The following is a 15,587-nucleotide window of genomic DNA, read 5'->3' on the forward strand; positions in this document are numbered from 1 at the left end:
TAGGTCTTGAAGCACTTGCCCAGTCGTTGAATGGAGAGCCCTCGTGCGTGAAACGCTGATCCGTCAAAGTGATGCCCAATCTTCAGTGCCGATCGTCGCGGTTGACGCGGACAGTCTGGAAACAGTCCTCACCGGGTTGGGAGAAACCGCGAAAGTATGGTGCCGAGCCAATGGCTATTCAGCGAAACCTTCATCCTTCCAGCTTGTGCCGGGCTTGAGCGGAGACCTCCAAGCGGTTCTGTTCGGCGTCGATAGCGGCGGAAACGCTGATCCGTTCAGTCTTGGAAGCTTGGCAAATGCGCTTCCAAGCGGTGATTACCATTTGGCAGATGCATTTCCGGGTGCAGCGGAGGCGTCACTGGCGTTTGCTCTCTCGAGTTACAAATTTGACCGATACAGCGCGTCTTCAAACAAAAAGGTTGTCCGGCTTTGTGTTCCGTCAGATGTGGACTTCGATAGGCTCTCTGCCGTTCTCGATGGTGTTCAGCTGGCCAGGGATCTGATCAACACGCCGGCCAATGACTTGGGGCCGGAGGAATTGGCAAGCGCTGTTGAGGCGTTGTTTGTCGAAAACGGTGGCTCAGGCCAGATCACCGTCGGGGATGATCTTCTAAGGCATGGTTTTCCGATGGTACATGCCGTTGGCCGTGCGAGTTCTAGAGCGCCCCGCATCGCGGACTATTTATGGGGCGCCGAAGACGCTCCGAGAGTCACGCTGGTGGGCAAGGGTGTGATCTTCGACACCGGCGGGCTAAACCTGAAGCCCGGCAACTCCATGACGCTTATGAAAAAGGACATGGGCGGAGCGGCAAATGTTCTCGGGCTGGCCTCCATGATCATGGCCGCAAAGCTGCCTGTTCGGTTGCGGGTCATTGTGCCGTGCGTTGAAAACGCGGTTTCAGGCAATGCGTTTCGGCCGGGAGATATCCTGAACAGCCGCAAAGGGCTGAAAGTCGAAATTGGAAACACGGATGCGGAAGGTCGGCTGATCTTGGCCGATGCATTGGCATTGGCCGATGAAGAAAGCCCGGAAATCCTGGTCGACATGGCAACACTGACCGGTGCTGCGCGGGTTGCCCTGGGGCCGGATCTGCCGCCGTTCTATACCAACGACGAAGCCTTGGCTGAAGATATAGCTGTCATGTCTGAAGCGGCGACAGACCCTTTGTGGCGATTACCGCTCTGGAAGCCATATATGAAATACCTCGACAGCAAGGTGGCCGACATCAATCACATCAACACATCGGGCACAGGATATGCAGGGTCCATAACTGCCGCTTTATTCCTCTCCCGGTTTGTCGAGAAGGCAGAAAGCTGGGTGCATTTCGATATCTTCGGTTGGACACCTGCCGAAAAGCCGGGAAAACCGATGGGCGGAGAAGCGCAGGGAATCCGAGCTTTGTTCGACCTGCTCAGCGAGCGCTACACCAAAACAAAATAACGGAACCGAAACGTATTCATGCTTGAATGATCCAGAATAGGAATTGGGAACGGGTCATCAATGGGCATTGAAATACGCGGCGCACAGGCGTTGCGGCTCATGCACGAGGTCAATTTGGCGTTGGTCCGCGGCAGCGATCAGGATCTGTCCGCGCGGCAATTGACGATTCTTTTGACGGTTTACCTCGAGCCGCCGCCCCACACCGTGCGCGGCTTGGCGGCAAAGTTGAACGTCACCAAACCAGCTATCACCCGGGCTCTCGACACTCTCGGGTCCATGCGGTTGCTGTCTCGAAAAAGGGATGAGGCCGACAAACGCAATGTGATCATCACACGCACGGTTGAAGGTGCGCTCTATTTGGAGCAGCTTGGAGACCTCGTTGTCGAAAAGGCCGCAGAGCTTCCTCGATAGCCAACTCATCTCTCTATCTTCTCCAGCCTGGGCGGATTGCTTTCTATGAAGACCAACTTCGATCGACGGCGTCACCCAGTGCGCATGGATCTCGCAGCCAAATCATATGAAGGACGGGTCGTCGCAGACCGGTTTGTAGAGGGTGAGGAATACTGGGTGAGCGCCGACCGTTTGGAGTTCCGGCCGCAACCTCGGCAAGACGTTTCAATTGATACCGAAGCGTTGTTCGGTGAGAACATTACTGTTTACGAACAAACCCCAGAGGGCTGGGCCTGGGGCCAATTGGAAACCGATGGTTATGTGGGCTGGTTTTCCTCTGATGCCATTCAGAAGGCCGGAAAGCCAACGCACCGCGTGAAAGCGCTGAGGACTTTTCGGTATCCAGCGCCGGAGCTCAAAATGCCGCCGCTGGGCCTGCTTTCAATTGGGTCTTTGGTCAGTGTTGTAAGCGAAGCAGAAACGCGAGGCTTGCAATACGCTCTCTTGGCAGATGGCTCTGCTATTGTCGCAAAACATCTGGTTCCCTTGGACCACACCGAAGCCGATTGGGTCGATGCAGCCGAAGCTTTGCTCGGAACGCCTTACCTTTGGGGCGGGCGGTCCAGTTTGGGGTTGGATTGTTCGGCACTTGTTCAACTTGCGGCGCAAACGGGCGGCATTCTGCTTCCGCGGGACAGTGATATGCAGGAAGCAGAAGCCGGGACCGAAATGCCTTTCGATAACTTGTCGTCGCTTGTCCGCGGCGACCTTCTGTTTTGGAAGGGCCACGTCGGGGTCATTACTGCTCCAAACCAGTTGCTTCATGCCAACGGCCACACAATGTCGGTGGCTTATGAGGATCTTGATACGGCCGTAGCCAGGATAGCGGCGACGGAATGGGGCGCGATTACGAAAGCGCGCCGCCTGGGCTGATATAGGTTGCTGCTCGCTGTCATATCGCGAGCAGTCCTAGCGGTCGGGAGCTAGGGCCAGCTGAGGCGCATCATCACCTTGTGTATCAGCGCTCGAAGAGACTTCGCCAAGTTCGAGGTCCTCGATCCTTCGGCTGCGTTTGCCGATCTTTTCTGACGAGATAAGGATCTGGTCTATGTCCTTGTTGGCCTGGGCAAAGTGCGACTGCAGCTTACCGACGCGGTCGTTCAAGCGGCCGACATCCGCAATCAGGTGGCCAACTTCGGCCTGAATCAGATGGGCCTGTTCGCGCATTTTTGCATCGCGCAGCACGGCCTGAATCACCTGGATCGACAGCATTAAGAGCGACGGTGAAACGATCACCACGCGGGTGCGGTGAGCTTTCTGGATCAAGTCCTCAAACCGCTCATTAAGCTCTGCGAAGACGCTTTCGGAAGGTACAAACAGGAACGCAGTGTCCTGGGTTTCTCCTGGCAGCAGATACTTATCGCCGATGTCCTGAATATGCTTTGTTAAGTCCCGCCGGAACTGTGCTTGCGCGTACTTGAGCTGTTCGTCCGTTTCGGCATTCCGAATGAGATTGAACGCCTCCAGCGGGAACTTCGCGTCGATGGCGAGCGGAGGTGCACCGTTCGGCATATGAATGAGACAATCAGGCCGACTGTTGTTGGAGAGCGTGGATTGGAAGGAGTAGCCGCTCGGCGCCAACTGGTCCTGGATAATCGCTTCCATGCGTCCTTGCCCGAATGCACCCCGCGTCTGCTTGTTGGACAAGATCGCCTGCAGCTGCCCGACCTGTCCGGAAAGGTCGGTGATAGTCGCTTGTGCCCGGTCGATCACTGCAAGCCGCTCATGCAGATGACGCAGCCCGTCCTGGGTGCGCTTGCTCGTATCTGCCATGGAAAGCCCGAGCTTGTGCCCCATGCCGTCAAGGCGCTCATTGACAGCGCGCATCATATCCGACTGACGGGAGCCGAATACCTCGGCCATGGTCTGCATCCGTCCGGTCATCTCGCCTTGAGATTTCAGCAACTGTGAGAGGTGGCTTTCCAGCTCGTGAATGCGTTCCGTCGCGGCTGTATCGGCTTCAGCGCGCAGACGGATTTCTCGCATGGTTTTCATAACCAGCCAGACAATCAAAGCAAGCAGAAACAGTCCGCCTCCAACGGCCGTTTCCAAAACCGTGACCGGTCGTCCGCTCAATTCAAAAAGGATCTCGTTCATGAAACAAACATAGAACGATTCGGAGCAAAGAACATCCGGCAAGAAGGCGAGTAAGGGGGAACTTGCTAGCACACTTTAGCGGAATTACGCGTTGACCGGGATGCCGCGATTTCCTATGTCAGGCGCATGACAAAACGCCCGATTATCACCATTCCTGACCCGGTACTCCGCGAAGTGTGCGCGCCAATTGAAAAGGTCGACGCTGAAACCATCGCTTTAGCTGATGATATGCTGGAAACCATGTATGACGCCCCCGGTATTGGCCTTGCTGCCAGCCAGGTCGGCATCTTGAAACGGATATTCGTTCTTGATGTTGCCAAGGAGGATGCACCCAAGGAGCCGATGGTTTTCATCAACCCGGAAATCATCTGGTCTAGTGATGAACTTTCAGTCTATCAGGAGGGGTGTCTGTCGATCCCGGACTATTATGAAGACATCGAGCGTCCGGCTGAAGTTGCCGTCAAGTTTATGGACCGGGAAGGTGCAGAACAGGAGGTTAAGGCCGACGGATTGCTGGCAACGTGTATCCAGCACGAGCTCGACCACCTGAACGGCAAGTTGTTTATCGATTATCTATCTAAACTGAAACGCGATCGGGTGGTCAAGAAGTTTACGAAACAGGCCAAATTGGCCGGCCAACTCTAAACAACGCCGCAAGGCACTCAATCCTCCAGCTTCTGGGAAACAGATGTCACTTCGCGTCGTTTTTATGGGCACCCCCGACTTCTCCGTTCCAACCCTGATGGAAATTGTCGGGCAGGGCCATGAGGTTGTGGCTTGCTATTCACAGCCGCCGCGTCCGGCCGGCCGGGGCATGGATTTGAAGAAGTCCCCCGTCCACGAGGCGGCGGAGTCGTTTGGCATTCCGGTTTTCACACCCACAAGCCTGAAAGGCCCGGAAGACCAAGCCCAGTTTGCCGCGCTTGACGCCGATGTTGCGGTTGTTGTCGCGTACGGTCTGTTGCTGCCGAAGGCGATCTTGGAGGCTCCGGAAAACGGCTGCCTGAATTTGCACGCATCGATGCTGCCGCGCTGGCGGGGTGCGGCGCCGATCAATCGGGCGATCATGGCCGGGGACAAGGAGACTGCGGTTCAGGTCATGCGGATGGAAGAGGGCCTGGACACGGGTCCTGTTTGTATGTCTGAGACTGTAGCAATCTCGGAAAACATGACCGCCGGAGAGTTGCACGACCAATTGTCGAGCCTTGGCGGCGACTTGATGGTTCGGGCACTCGCAGCCTTGTCCCGGAGCGCGCTGGGCGAACAGGTGCAATCCGAGGAGGGTGTCACCTATGCGGCGAAGCTCTCCAAACAGGAAACTCGGATCGATTGGTCTTTGCCGGCTGCAAACGTACACAATCACATCCGTGGCCTTTCACCGTTTCCGGGCGCCTGGTGCGAGATGGAGCTGGGCGGCAAAACTGAACGGGTGAAGGTTTTGCGCAGCAGCTTAGCAGATGGCAATGGCGATCCCGGAAATGTATTGGCTGTTAACGGGGCACCAGTTGTGGCTTGTGGTGCTAATGCGGTGCGCCTCGATCAGGTTCAACGTGCTGGCAAGAAACCGATGACAGGCGAAGATTTCTTGCGCGGCGCTGCCCTATCTGTTGGAGCACATGTCAGCTAGGCTGCAGCAGGAGCGACCAATGAGCAATGACAGCACCATTTCTGACGTGACCATCCGGGAGCTGACACCTGCGGATGAAAAGGCTGTTGAGGCGCTTCTTCTGTCCGTTTATCCGTCAGATATGGAAGCGCGCCTCGTGCACAAGCTACGTCATTGCGGTGCGCTCGTACTGGAACAGGTGGCAGCAGCATCTGATGGCGCCATTCTTGGACATATCGCCTTCAGCCGAGTCACGAACACCACGATTGGGGCAAATCAAGCCGTTCAGGTCGCCTGTCTTGCGCCAGTCTCGATACGAGCTGATGAGCAACGCAAAGGGATCGGGTCCCGGCTCATTGGATCGTCGATGGAGCGTCTCGGCGAGCTGCAGGAAGATCTGGTTTTGGTGCTCGGTCCGCCGAGCTATTTCCCAAGATTTGGCTTTGATGCGGAGCTGGCAAAAAAAGTTCATGGGCCCTATGCCGGTGCGGCTTTTATGGCGGCACCCTTGACCGAAGCTGGGTCGAACAACTTGCCGATCGAAGTCACCTTCGCCACGCCCTTTGAAGAATTTGAATAAGAAGACCGATGCCGCGATACAAGCTGACTGTGGAATATGATGGGCGGCCGTTTTCCGGATGGCAGCGGCAAGCAAATGCGCCGTCTGTGCAGGCGGTGATCGAGCGGGCGATCAAGGCTTTCTCCGGCGAAGCAGTGACCATTGGCGGGGCAGGGCGCACGGACACAGGCGTTCATGCAACAGGTCAGGTCTGCCACGCGGATCTCTCCAAGAAATGGCCAATCAAAACGGTCATGGGCGCGCTGAATTTCCATTGCCAGCCCGACCCGGTGGTCATCCTTGAGTGTGAAGAAATGCATGAGGGATTTGATGCCCGCTTTTCTGCGATCCGGCGTGCCTACCGCTATCGAATTCACAATCGTCTGCAGCCATTGACGCATCAGCTCGGATTGGCTTGGCACGTGAAACATGAGCTGGATGCCGATGCCATGCATGAGGCGGCGCAGGAGTTCGTTGGCCACCACGATTTCACGACCTTCCGTCACTCCCGGTGTCAGGCAAAAAGCCCGGAAAAGACGCTTGAGCATTTTTCAGTTTACCGGGACGGCGAATTTGTCATTGCCGAGTGTTCCAGCCGATCTTTCCTACACAATCAGGTCCGCTCAATGGTGGGAACCCTTCGTCTCGTTGGCGAAGGCCGGTGGGGTCCGGGGGATATCACCAAGGCTCTGGAGGCGCGGGACCGGAAAGCGTGCGGACCGGTTGCTCCAGCTGACGGTCTTTATCTGACCCGGGTTGATTACCGGCCTGCACAAGTGGACATTGACTCCCTGGCAGAGTGGCAAGCGCGCAAGGCGCAAATCGCGTTAAACGAAACGCCCGCCGACTAGGCCGACCAACCGCAGCTACCCGGCCTCTGCTTTTTCAGGAAACACCACGCATTTTTTGTAAAGGTGCCATGTCGTGTGCCCGAGGATCGGCAATGTGATTATCAATCCCAGGAAACCGGGTGCCATTGAGACGATCAAGGTGGCGGTCACGGCGAACGCCCAACCGATCATTGGCACCGGAGATGTGACAACCGCACGAACGCTTGTGATCATTGCTGTGATGAAATCCCGGTCCTCTTCGAGAAGGAGCGGGAACGAAATGACGGTCAATGAGAAGAGGATCAGGGACAGGATCGCGCCGACCACGTGACCAACCGCCAGGAACATCAGGCCTTCCGGCGTCGAGACAATCTCAGTCAAAAACTCTTCAAACGAAGCGAATGACCGGAAACCCAAAAACAGCGCAAGCAGCAACCGGACTTGGTACATCCACATAATCTGGATGAAGAGTACGACAAACGCCATCCAGGAGAGTTCTCGGCCCTTTTGCGCCCACATGGTGCCCAAAATCTTGGACCAGGAGAGTTCTTCCCCCGATTGCAGTCTCCGGCTGACCTCATACAGTCCCACTGCGGCAAATGGGCCGAGAAGAACGAACCCTGCTGCCGCCGGATAGGACAGGTAACTCATCTTCAGTGCGGCGGCGCTGAGGACAACAAACAGCCCTCCCGCCGCGAAGATTGCTCCGATCGTAATGCCGTAGACCGGGGCGCGCCGGAAATCCGCCATACCTGCGGCCAGGGCATCAATCACATCATTGGCGGTGATCTTGTTGACCTGCGGCATTGGGCGCAGCTCATTTGACGCCAACTCTTGTTCGCTCATGTCTCAGCTTCCTCCCAAAAGCACACGAAACACATGTTTGTGGTCCGATGATACGCTTGAGGGAGCCCTTCCGCCAATGCGCAGAAGGGCTTACTTTTCAAACTAAGTCTGAGGAGCTGGTTTAGGAGCGGCAGCCTCTGCCGCCGCCGCGGCAATGGCTTCCTTTTCACTATCATCGAGTTTTGCGTTTTCCGGCAGCTGCACCCGAACCTCCTTGCGGGCAAACTGGATGCCGTTTTCTTCAAACGCTTTTTGGACACGCTTGTAGATTTCCCGGCGGACACCGAACTGTTTGCCAGGCTTGGTGGTGAACTTGCCCCGGACGACGATACCAACATCGTCGACATCGGCGACACCTTGACCTTTGAATGGCGCAAGCATGTCGTCCTTGTATTCGTCCATCTCCATGATCTCTTGGCCGATTTTCTTGAAGATCTTGCGGACCTTCTCCTGATCGGTGTCGAACGGGATGGTGAACTTCAGCTTCATGATCACCCAGTCGCGCGACAGATTGGTGAGGTTGGAAATCTGACCATAAGGCACGACATGGACGGCGCCCTTGGTGCCGCGCAGCTGCATCGACCGGATCGAGATTTTTTCAATCGTGCCTTGGGCACCGCCAGTGTTGATGAATTCACCCATGCGGAATGCGTCGTCCATGAGGAAGAAAATGCCCGCGACGACATCGCTGACAAGCGTTTGTGCTCCAAATCCGACCGCCAGACCGACAACACCAGCACCAGCAAGCAACGGGGTGATGTTGACGCCGAGTTGGCTCAAGCCAAGCAGGACGGTGAGGGTAACAATTGTGACCTGCAGAACGATCCGGACAAGCGGCAGAATTGTCGCCAGCCGGGACTTGCCGGCACCGCCCATTTCCGATTCCTCATCCTGGGCGGCTTGTGGCGGCGAGTCTTTCGCCAGCTGCCGGCTTACCCAAAGATTGGTGATCTCCCAGGCCAGATAACCGGCGGCCAAAATCAGAAGGAAGATGACACTGTTGCGCGCAACATCGGATCCCCCATCACCCCCAAGAGCCAAGAGGTTCAGGCCGTAAATGCGGCCTACGGTCAGGATGAGGAAAGCAAGCAGTGCGACACGGGCGATCCGGACATAGCTGTGCCGGGTTTGCATGTGCGCGGCCTCGGCAACCGGACCTTCGCCCTGCATCGGCGGAACAATATGCGACACGATCCCGCGAACCATCGTGTCGAGGAATGGGGCAAAGACCACGAGAGCAATGACGCCGAGCGACCGGCCCGCTGTCAATGCATCAATGCCCATGCTGGATGTGATCTGGACGAGCAGCCAGTTGAAGACAATGAACGCCATTGAGAAATAAGGCCAGAACCGCGCCATGCGCTCCAGGCCGCTGGTGGGTTCTTCATCGTCGCCGAGGATGATGTTTGTGAGGCCGTGCCGCGATTTCCAGAGAACAGCGACCAGCCAGGCGTTGACACCAAAACCGATGAAAAACCGATAGGTTTCGCCAACATCGGCCCCGGTCGCCAGCATTACATTGCGCACGAAAAACGAAACGCCGACAAAGGCGAACAGTGACGTGAAGCTGCGGTAGAGCGACTTTGCGGTCGTGTCATTGGCACTTACCAAACGCAATTCGCTTCGTTGGGGCGCAAGCGCAAATCGCAACAACGCCGCAATGGCCCTCGGTAGCAGAACAATCCAAAACACTGCCTGGAACGCAAAGGACCGGGTTACAGGGTCGAAGATCGCCATTCGGCCGACAATCATGACGACAATCGCGAAAATGATCAGTCCGCCAAGGTCCAGTCCGGCCCGCGAGGAAACAGTCTTAATGGTCTGGAAGAGGGAGTCAGGCTCCTGAGACTGGATTTGCTCTCGTTTTTTGATGACCAAGCGATTGAATAGAAACTCGGCGGCATAACCCGTGACCAAGAGCAGAGCGATCGAGCCGAGGAGAATGTGGACCGGTCCGGCGACCGAGCCTGCAAACAAGGCGGCGATCCCTGACACGATCCCTGTAACAAGTGCAGGCAAGTTTTGGAAATGGCCGGCGATCATGGCCCCGAAGGCGCCAACTGCGGATTGCACCTGCTCGATGAAGGTCCCCCCCTCGGCAGATGCGTCAATGCTTGCATTCTTGGCGTCAGCGCCTTCTTGCAGCAAGGTAACGAGATCAGCCAGCGCATTGACTTGATCTGGATCGAGATCAGACGCGAGCTTTTCCATCGACTCTTGCTGGAGTGCTGGTGGAAGTGCCGATGCCGTTTCCTGGGCGTTTGACGGAGTTATGAAAAGTGGGATGGAAATGAGTGCGATGAGGAAATAGGCGATGGGATTCTTTATTATTGAAGCATTGATCATGGGTGCCCCGCTCAGGAAGTGGAACTGGAGGGTAATTGCGTTAATCTCCCTACCGGCAAAAGCCTGCCAAAAAATTACGCAGCGGTATTATTGACTTGTTGCGACAGAAAAAACCAGTGCTGCGTTGGTATGCGTCTTTCGCGTAGAACGAAGCTTGATCCCGATGTCTTAAGCGACTAACTCCTGTCCAGACCTCATTTTAACAAGTGGTATTCTATGACCAACGCTCCAAGCGCCAACATTTCACCTGGTCCCGTCTGGGCCCTGTTCAGCCCGATCGGACGGATCGGGCGGGAGCCCTATTGGTTGAGTTTTGCGCTTGTGTGGGTCGTGATCGCGATTTCCGTGAACATGTGGTGGAGCTCGACCGAGATCGATTTCACAGCTGATACGGTGGCGATTTCCCAATTCATGGAATCCAATCCGCTGTTTCCGATCTTGTTTTTTGTTCTGCAGTGGATCGAATTGGCGCTTGTAATCAAGCGATTGCAGGATATGGGATTCAGTGGATTCTGGGCCTTGCTGATCTTTGTGCCCGGTCTGAATATTCTGATGGTCTTGATCGTTGGTTTTACGCCGGGTGTCGCAGAACCCAACAAGCATGGCCCCTTGCCCAACAGTTACTGGCGCAAAAGCTGATCCCGCCTGCCATCCAACACTATAAAAGTTTGCATTATGTCCATGTCGCCTGCCACCTTCATCGCCCGTGAATTGATCCGGTGCCCGTCTGTCACACCGAAAGAAGGTGGCGCTTTGTCGGCGCTTGAGGCGCTTCTGAAAGACGCCGGTTTCCGCGTGGATAGAGTGGTTTTTCAGGATGACGCCACGCCGGATGTTGAAAATCTCTTTGCCTCGGTTGGATCTGGAGCCCCGCATTTTGTTTTCGCGGGGCACACTGATGTCGTTCCAGCTGGTTCTGAGTTGGATTGGACGCACGGACCGTTCGAGGGCGAAATCGATAATGGCGTGCTTTATGGCCGCGGCGCTGTTGATATGAAGGGAGGCATTGCTTCCTTTGCAGCCGCCGCGCTGGAGTTCGTTGACCACAATGGAACGGATTTCGGCGGCACGATTTCGTTCCTGATCACGGGTGACGAAGAAGGGCCGGCGATCAATGGCACGGTCAAATTGCTGGAGTGGGCTGACAAGCAAGGCCATCGGTTTGACGCCTGCATCGTCGGCGAGCCGACCAATCCGGACGCTCTTGGAGACGCAATCAAGGTAGGCCGCAGGGGCTCTCTCTCGGGCATTGTCACAGTCGCCGGGGTTCAGGGCCATGCAGCTTATCCGCATCTTGCGGACAATCCGATCCCGGGCCTGACAAATCTGATGGCTGCACTCAACGATCTAAAATTGGACGAAGGCAATGAGCGGTTTCAGCCCTCCAATTTGGAGATCGTGACGGTCGATGTCGGCAACACGGCCTTCAATGTCATTCCGGCCCGGTCAGAGTTCCGGTTTAACATCCGCTACAATGACACTTGGACGCTGGATAGCCTGAAGGCGAGGATCCTGGAGACGCTGGAAACGGTGGACCTGGGTTCCTTGAAAATGAACATTGAGTTCAAGAGAGACGCCAGCGAGTCTTTCCTGACCAAAGATGAAACGCTGATTGAGGCGCTCAGCATGGCCGTCTCTGAGGAAACAGGGCGGACGCCGGAACTATCGACAGGCGGCGGGACGTCAGATGCCCGGTTTATTAAGAACTACTGTCCTGTTGTGGAGTTTGGTCTGGTCGGTCAAACGATGCACAAGGTTGATGAATGTGTCGCAGTGGAAGATCTTGACCGTCTGGCTGCAATCTATCATCGATTCCTGGTCAGCTACTTTTCGAAATAGGCCGGAGCCGTCGGGATTTGATCAGTACCAATGAATTGCGGGCAGCGTGGGAAGGCTCATGGCTTCTTTTACGCAGCGAACCTCAGGGAATGTCCTATTTCGACTTGTCCCTACAGGGGTTCTGGCGATCGTTTCAGGTGATCTTCTTGTTGGCGCCTGTGTTTCTGGTCAGCGCCATGGCGGAAAAGAAACTGCTGATTTCTGAAAATGTCATCGTCGCAGAGCTCTTTCCCGCAGACACCTACTGGTTTGCTCAATTCATGAGCCTCGGCATCGATTGGGTTACATTGCCGCTAATTCTGGCGCTCATCGCCGGACCGATTGGTATTTCACGGCAATACGTACCGTTTATTGTGGTGCGCAATTGGACGAGCATTCTAGCATCCATGCCCTACCTGGTGATCGCTCTATTGTACCTGACCGGCATCATCCCGTCCGGGATCATGGTGCTTCTGTCGTTCACTTGCCTGATTGTCGTGCTGTGGTATCGGTTCCTGATTGCGCGCATTGCCTTGCAGGCATCAGTCAGCATGGCGATCGGAATTGTATTCCTCGACATTCTTTTGTCGCTCGTGATCGGTGAGCTGACCGGACGTCTTTGGGCGGCTTGAATTAACCGGCCAAAACGCAGAAAACCCGCCGCAGACCGGCGGGTTTTCCAATTTAACTCAAGCTTTTACTGTTTAGTCGCGCAGCAGCTCGTTGATCGCGGTCTTAGACCGTGTCTTTTCGTCGACCGTCTTAACGATAACGGCGCAGTAGAGGTGCGGGGCAGCTTCACCATTGCCCATGGTGTTTGCGCTGGGCATGGAGCCGGCAACTACGACCGAATACGGCGGGACTTCGCCGTAGGTGAGCTCACCGGTCATGCGGTTGACGATCTTTGTCGACTTGCCGATGAAAACGCCCATGCCCAAGACAGAACCTTCGCGGACAATGCAGCCTTCGACCACCTCGGAGCGAGCGCCGATGAAGCAGTTGTCTTCGATGATGACAGGGCCGGCCTGAAGCGGCTCCAAGACACCGCCAATGCCAACTCCGCCCGACAGGTGGACGTTCTTGCCGATCTGAGCACAGGAGCCAACGGTCGCCCAAGTGTCCACCATTGTGCCCTCGTCGACATAGGCACCGAGGTTGACGAACGATGGCATCAGCACTACGCCCTTGCCGATGAATGCGGAGCGGCGAACGGTGCAGTTCGGTACAGCCCGGAAGCCGGCGTCTTCAAAGTCGAGGCCGCGCCAGCCGTCAAACTTGGACGGCACCTTGTCCCACCAGGTTGCATCGCCCGGGCCACCCTTGATTACGTCCATCGGGTTGAGGCGGAACGACAGCAGAACCGCTTTCTTGGCCCACTGATTGACAACCCAGTCGCCGTCTTTCTTTTCTGCGACCCGCAATTGCCCACGATCGAGTAGGTTCAGCGTGGTTTCGACAGCATCACGAACGTCGCCGGTCGTGTGGATGTCGATCGAGGCGCTGTCTTCGAACGCCGCATCAATGGTTTTCGAAAGGGCTGCAAGGTCGTGTGTCATCTGGAAGCAAGTCTCCGGAACTGAGGAATTCTGCGCGGACCTAAGCCTCCACGCCGTCAGGTGTCAAGCGTGCCAGCGACCAGAACAGACCGGCAAACGGCAAACAAACGGCGCTTGGACGGGAAACACTTTCTCTCCATGATCTCAGAAGCATCGCTATAGTTGAAAGAAACTCATAGAAGGGCGTTCAAAACAATAATTATTCCGGCTTTCCGTAGGCTGTAGAGTGAGTTCATATCAATAATTAGACTGATGCTCTGATGGAACTTTGGATCCCGATTACGCTCTTTGCCGCATTTTGCCAAAATTTGCGCTCAGCCGTTCAGAAACACTTGAAAGGCCAGCTTGGCAGCACAGGTGCGACATTTGTCCGCTTTGGATACGGGTTTCCATTTGCCTGTCTTTATGTCGCAGTCTTGCATGTCGGGTTTGGCTTTGAATTTCCAGAGATCAACTCCGTATTCCTGATCGCGGGTGCGCTGGGCGGTTTGGCTCAGGTCTTCGGTACGTTCCTGCTTGTCTATCTGTTTTCCTTTCGGAATTTTGCAGTCGGCACGGCCTATTCGAAAACGGAACCGATCCAGGCAGCGCTTTTTGGTTTCCTGCTTTTGGGCGAACACATCTCCTGGGCGACCGGTGTCTGCATCCTGATTGGTATTGCGGGCGTGATCGTCATTTCACTCGCCCGGACGTCATTGAGTGCTTCTGTTGTCCGGCAATCTCTATTGGGTCGGCCTGCCCTGATCGGTCTCGGGTCAGCGGCCATGTTTGGCGCGTCTGCCGCCGCTTATCGCGTCGCATCATTGTCCTTGGAGGGCACGGGTGTTCCAATGCAAGCCGGTTTTGCGCTGGCCTACGCCACGCTTTTCCAGACCATCGTCATGATCGCCTGGATGATCGTCCGGGAACCCGAGCAACTGACAGCCAGTTTAGCCGCTTGGCGCGTTGCCATCTGGGCGGGAGCGACCGGTGTGGCTGGTTCGATCGGGTGGTTTACGGCCATGACCTTGCAGAACGTTGCCTATGTCCGGGCACTGGCACAGATCGAGCTGGTGTTCACGTTCCTGGCGTCTTGGCTTGTGTTTAAGGAAACAATTGCACGATCAGAGATCGCGGGCTGTATCCTTATTGTGCTGGCTGTGTTGGGCATTATCCTTTGGAGCTGAGCGGATTACGCAGCGTCCTGGAGCCAGTCCCGAAAGGCTGAGACAGGGCGACTTAGGGTCCGTGCCGGGGAGCGGACAAACCAGTATCCTGTCTCTAGCTCCAATACGGTCCAGTCCGGGCAAATGAGATGGCCAGCGTCCAGTTCCTGTGAGACAAACCGCCGGTCAATCGCAATTGCGCCCATACCGGCAATGGCTGCCTGGATAGCAAGGTCCCGGCTCTGCAGCAGGGTTCCTGATTTCGTATCTGGATGATCTAAGCCAGCCGCGTTTAGCCACTGGCTCCAGTCATTACGGCGGGATGCGCTGTGTAGCAGGGGCAGTCCGGTCAGGACGGATGGGTCCTTAGGGTTCTTGCCAGCCAACAGCCCAGGCGCCATGGCGACAGCCAAATGCTCCTTCCAAAGAAGATGGCTTTCGACGCTTGGCCAGTTGCCCGTCCCAAGGCGAATAGCGCAGTCATAATTCTCGCGATCCAGATCAACCATACGCGTGGATGTCGACAGCAGCAGTTCAACATCCGGCTGGTTGGATTGAAATTGTGGAAGGCGAGGGATCAACCACCGTGTGGCGAAGGTTGACACGGTGCTGATGCGCAACTCCGTGCGGCCACGCCGCTTGAAGCTGTCGACAGCTTCATCAATTCTATCAAACGCATCGCCGAGACTGAGTGCGAGCCGTTGACCTTCCTCGGTCAAGGTCAAACCGCGGCCATCCCGGTTGACCAGTGTCGCGCCGAGTTCGCTTTCCAGCTTGCGCATCAGATGTGACAAGGCGGAGGGGGACACGCCCAGTTTTTCAGCCGCCAGTGCTGCCCGTCCGTGACGGGCAAGCAGGGCAAAAGCGTTAAGTGCGCGAAGAGACGCCATAGG

At 56.0% G+C, this 15,587-nt stretch carries 16 protein-coding genes; 11 read left to right on the forward strand and 5 right to left on the reverse strand.

What is annotated here, in order from left to right; translation table 11 throughout:
* Positions 1–43 precede the first annotated feature (43 nt).
* Genes RBB44_RS02315 through RBB44_RS02325 form a run of 3 tightly spaced genes read left to right on the forward strand, consistent with a single transcriptional unit; the run spans position 44 to position 2,764 of the window.
* Positions 44–1,441 (forward strand): M17 family metallopeptidase, encoded by a 1,398-nt coding sequence (locus tag RBB44_RS02315; protein WP_306148245.1) that lies wholly within the window; start codon positions 44–46, stop codon positions 1,439–1,441.
* Between the two features lie 60 nt (positions 1,442–1,501).
* Positions 1,502–1,852, forward strand: a complete 351-nt coding sequence (locus RBB44_RS02320; protein WP_008190665.1) for a MarR family transcriptional regulator — start codon at positions 1,502–1,504, stop codon at positions 1,850–1,852.
* Between the two features lie 45 nt (positions 1,853–1,897).
* Positions 1,898–2,764: an NlpC/P60 family protein gene (locus tag RBB44_RS02325; RefSeq protein WP_306148246.1), complete on the forward strand. Its 867-nt coding sequence runs from the start codon at positions 1,898–1,900 to the stop codon at positions 2,762–2,764.
* Positions 2,765–2,800: 36 nt separating this feature from the next.
* On the opposite strand, the gene RBB44_RS02330 is transcribed toward RBB44_RS02325, so the two are convergent.
* Complete coding sequence (locus RBB44_RS02330; RefSeq protein ID WP_306148247.1) at positions 2,801–3,988, reverse strand: DNA recombination protein RmuC; 1,188 nt, start codon at positions 3,986–3,988, stop codon at positions 2,801–2,803.
* 126 nt (positions 3,989–4,114) lie between these two features.
* On the opposite strand from RBB44_RS02330, the gene def reads away from it, so the two are divergent.
* Genes def through truA form a run of 4 tightly spaced genes read left to right on the forward strand, consistent with a single transcriptional unit; the run spans position 4,115 to position 7,004 of the window.
* Entirely contained in the window at positions 4,115–4,633 is a 519-nt protein-coding gene (gene def, locus RBB44_RS02335) for a peptide deformylase (RefSeq protein ID WP_306148248.1), read from the forward strand.
* Between the two features lie 43 nt (positions 4,634–4,676).
* The gene (gene fmt, locus RBB44_RS02340; RefSeq protein WP_306148249.1) at positions 4,677–5,615 is read left to right on the forward strand and encodes a methionyl-tRNA formyltransferase; all 939 of its coding nucleotides are present in this window, start codon (positions 4,677–4,679) and stop codon (positions 5,613–5,615) included.
* Between the two features lie 19 nt (positions 5,616–5,634).
* On the forward strand, positions 5,635–6,174 hold the full coding sequence (locus RBB44_RS02345) for a GNAT family N-acetyltransferase (protein WP_306148250.1): 540 nt from the start codon (positions 5,635–5,637) through the stop codon (positions 6,172–6,174).
* A gap of 8 nt (positions 6,175–6,182) precedes the next feature.
* Positions 6,183–7,004: a tRNA pseudouridine(38-40) synthase TruA gene (gene truA / locus RBB44_RS02350; protein WP_306148251.1), complete on the forward strand. Its 822-nt coding sequence runs from the start codon at positions 6,183–6,185 to the stop codon at positions 7,002–7,004.
* A gap of 15 nt (positions 7,005–7,019) precedes the next feature.
* On the opposite strand, the gene RBB44_RS02355 is transcribed toward truA, so the two are convergent.
* Together RBB44_RS02355 and RBB44_RS02360 are read right to left on the reverse strand one after the other, a co-directional pair.
* A complete protein-coding gene (locus RBB44_RS02355; protein ID WP_286190006.1) occupies positions 7,020–7,829 on the reverse strand; it encodes a DUF2189 domain-containing protein in 810 nt (269 codons plus the stop codon).
* A 102-nt stretch (positions 7,830–7,931) separates the two neighbouring features.
* Complete coding sequence (locus RBB44_RS02360) at positions 7,932–10,040, reverse strand: mechanosensitive ion channel family protein (protein WP_306148252.1); 2,109 nt, start codon at positions 10,038–10,040, stop codon at positions 7,932–7,934.
* 351 nt (positions 10,041–10,391) lie between these two features.
* On the opposite strand from RBB44_RS02360, the gene RBB44_RS02365 reads away from it, so the two are divergent.
* The 3 genes from RBB44_RS02365 (at position 10,392) to RBB44_RS02375 (ending at position 12,625) form a co-directional block, all read left to right on the forward strand.
* The gene (locus RBB44_RS02365; RefSeq protein WP_306148253.1) at positions 10,392–10,814 is read left to right on the forward strand and encodes a DUF805 domain-containing protein; all 423 of its coding nucleotides are present in this window, start codon (positions 10,392–10,394) and stop codon (positions 10,812–10,814) included.
* Positions 10,815–10,850: 36 nt separating this feature from the next.
* Positions 10,851–12,014, forward strand: coding sequence for a succinyl-diaminopimelate desuccinylase (dapE, locus tag RBB44_RS02370; protein ID WP_306156091.1), 1,164 nt, complete (start codon positions 10,851–10,853; stop codon positions 12,012–12,014).
* Between the two features lie 89 nt (positions 12,015–12,103).
* On the forward strand, positions 12,104–12,625 hold the full coding sequence (locus RBB44_RS02375) for a hypothetical protein (RefSeq protein WP_306148255.1): 522 nt from the start codon (positions 12,104–12,106) through the stop codon (positions 12,623–12,625).
* Positions 12,626–12,697: 72 nt separating this feature from the next.
* Here RBB44_RS02375 and dapD read toward each other — a convergent pair whose 3' ends face one another.
* Complete coding sequence (dapD, locus tag RBB44_RS02380) at positions 12,698–13,549, reverse strand: 2,3,4,5-tetrahydropyridine-2,6-dicarboxylate N-succinyltransferase (protein ID WP_306148256.1); 852 nt, start codon at positions 13,547–13,549, stop codon at positions 12,698–12,700.
* Positions 13,550–13,809: 260 nt separating this feature from the next.
* Between dapD and RBB44_RS02385 the strand changes: the two genes are divergently transcribed.
* On the forward strand, positions 13,810–14,715 hold the full coding sequence (locus RBB44_RS02385; protein ID WP_306148257.1) for a DMT family transporter: 906 nt from the start codon (positions 13,810–13,812) through the stop codon (positions 14,713–14,715).
* Between the two features lie 5 nt (positions 14,716–14,720).
* Here the strand turns inward: RBB44_RS02385 and RBB44_RS02390 are convergent, their stop codons facing one another.
* Positions 14,721–15,584, reverse strand: coding sequence for a LysR substrate-binding domain-containing protein (locus RBB44_RS02390; protein WP_306148258.1), 864 nt, complete (start codon positions 15,582–15,584; stop codon positions 14,721–14,723).
* Positions 15,585–15,587 lie beyond the last annotated feature (3 nt).

The organism is Roseibium sp. MMSF_3247 (genome assembly GCF_030733765.1).
In the GTDB taxonomy this organism is placed as follows: Bacteria; Pseudomonadota; Alphaproteobacteria; order Rhizobiales; family Stappiaceae; genus Roseibium.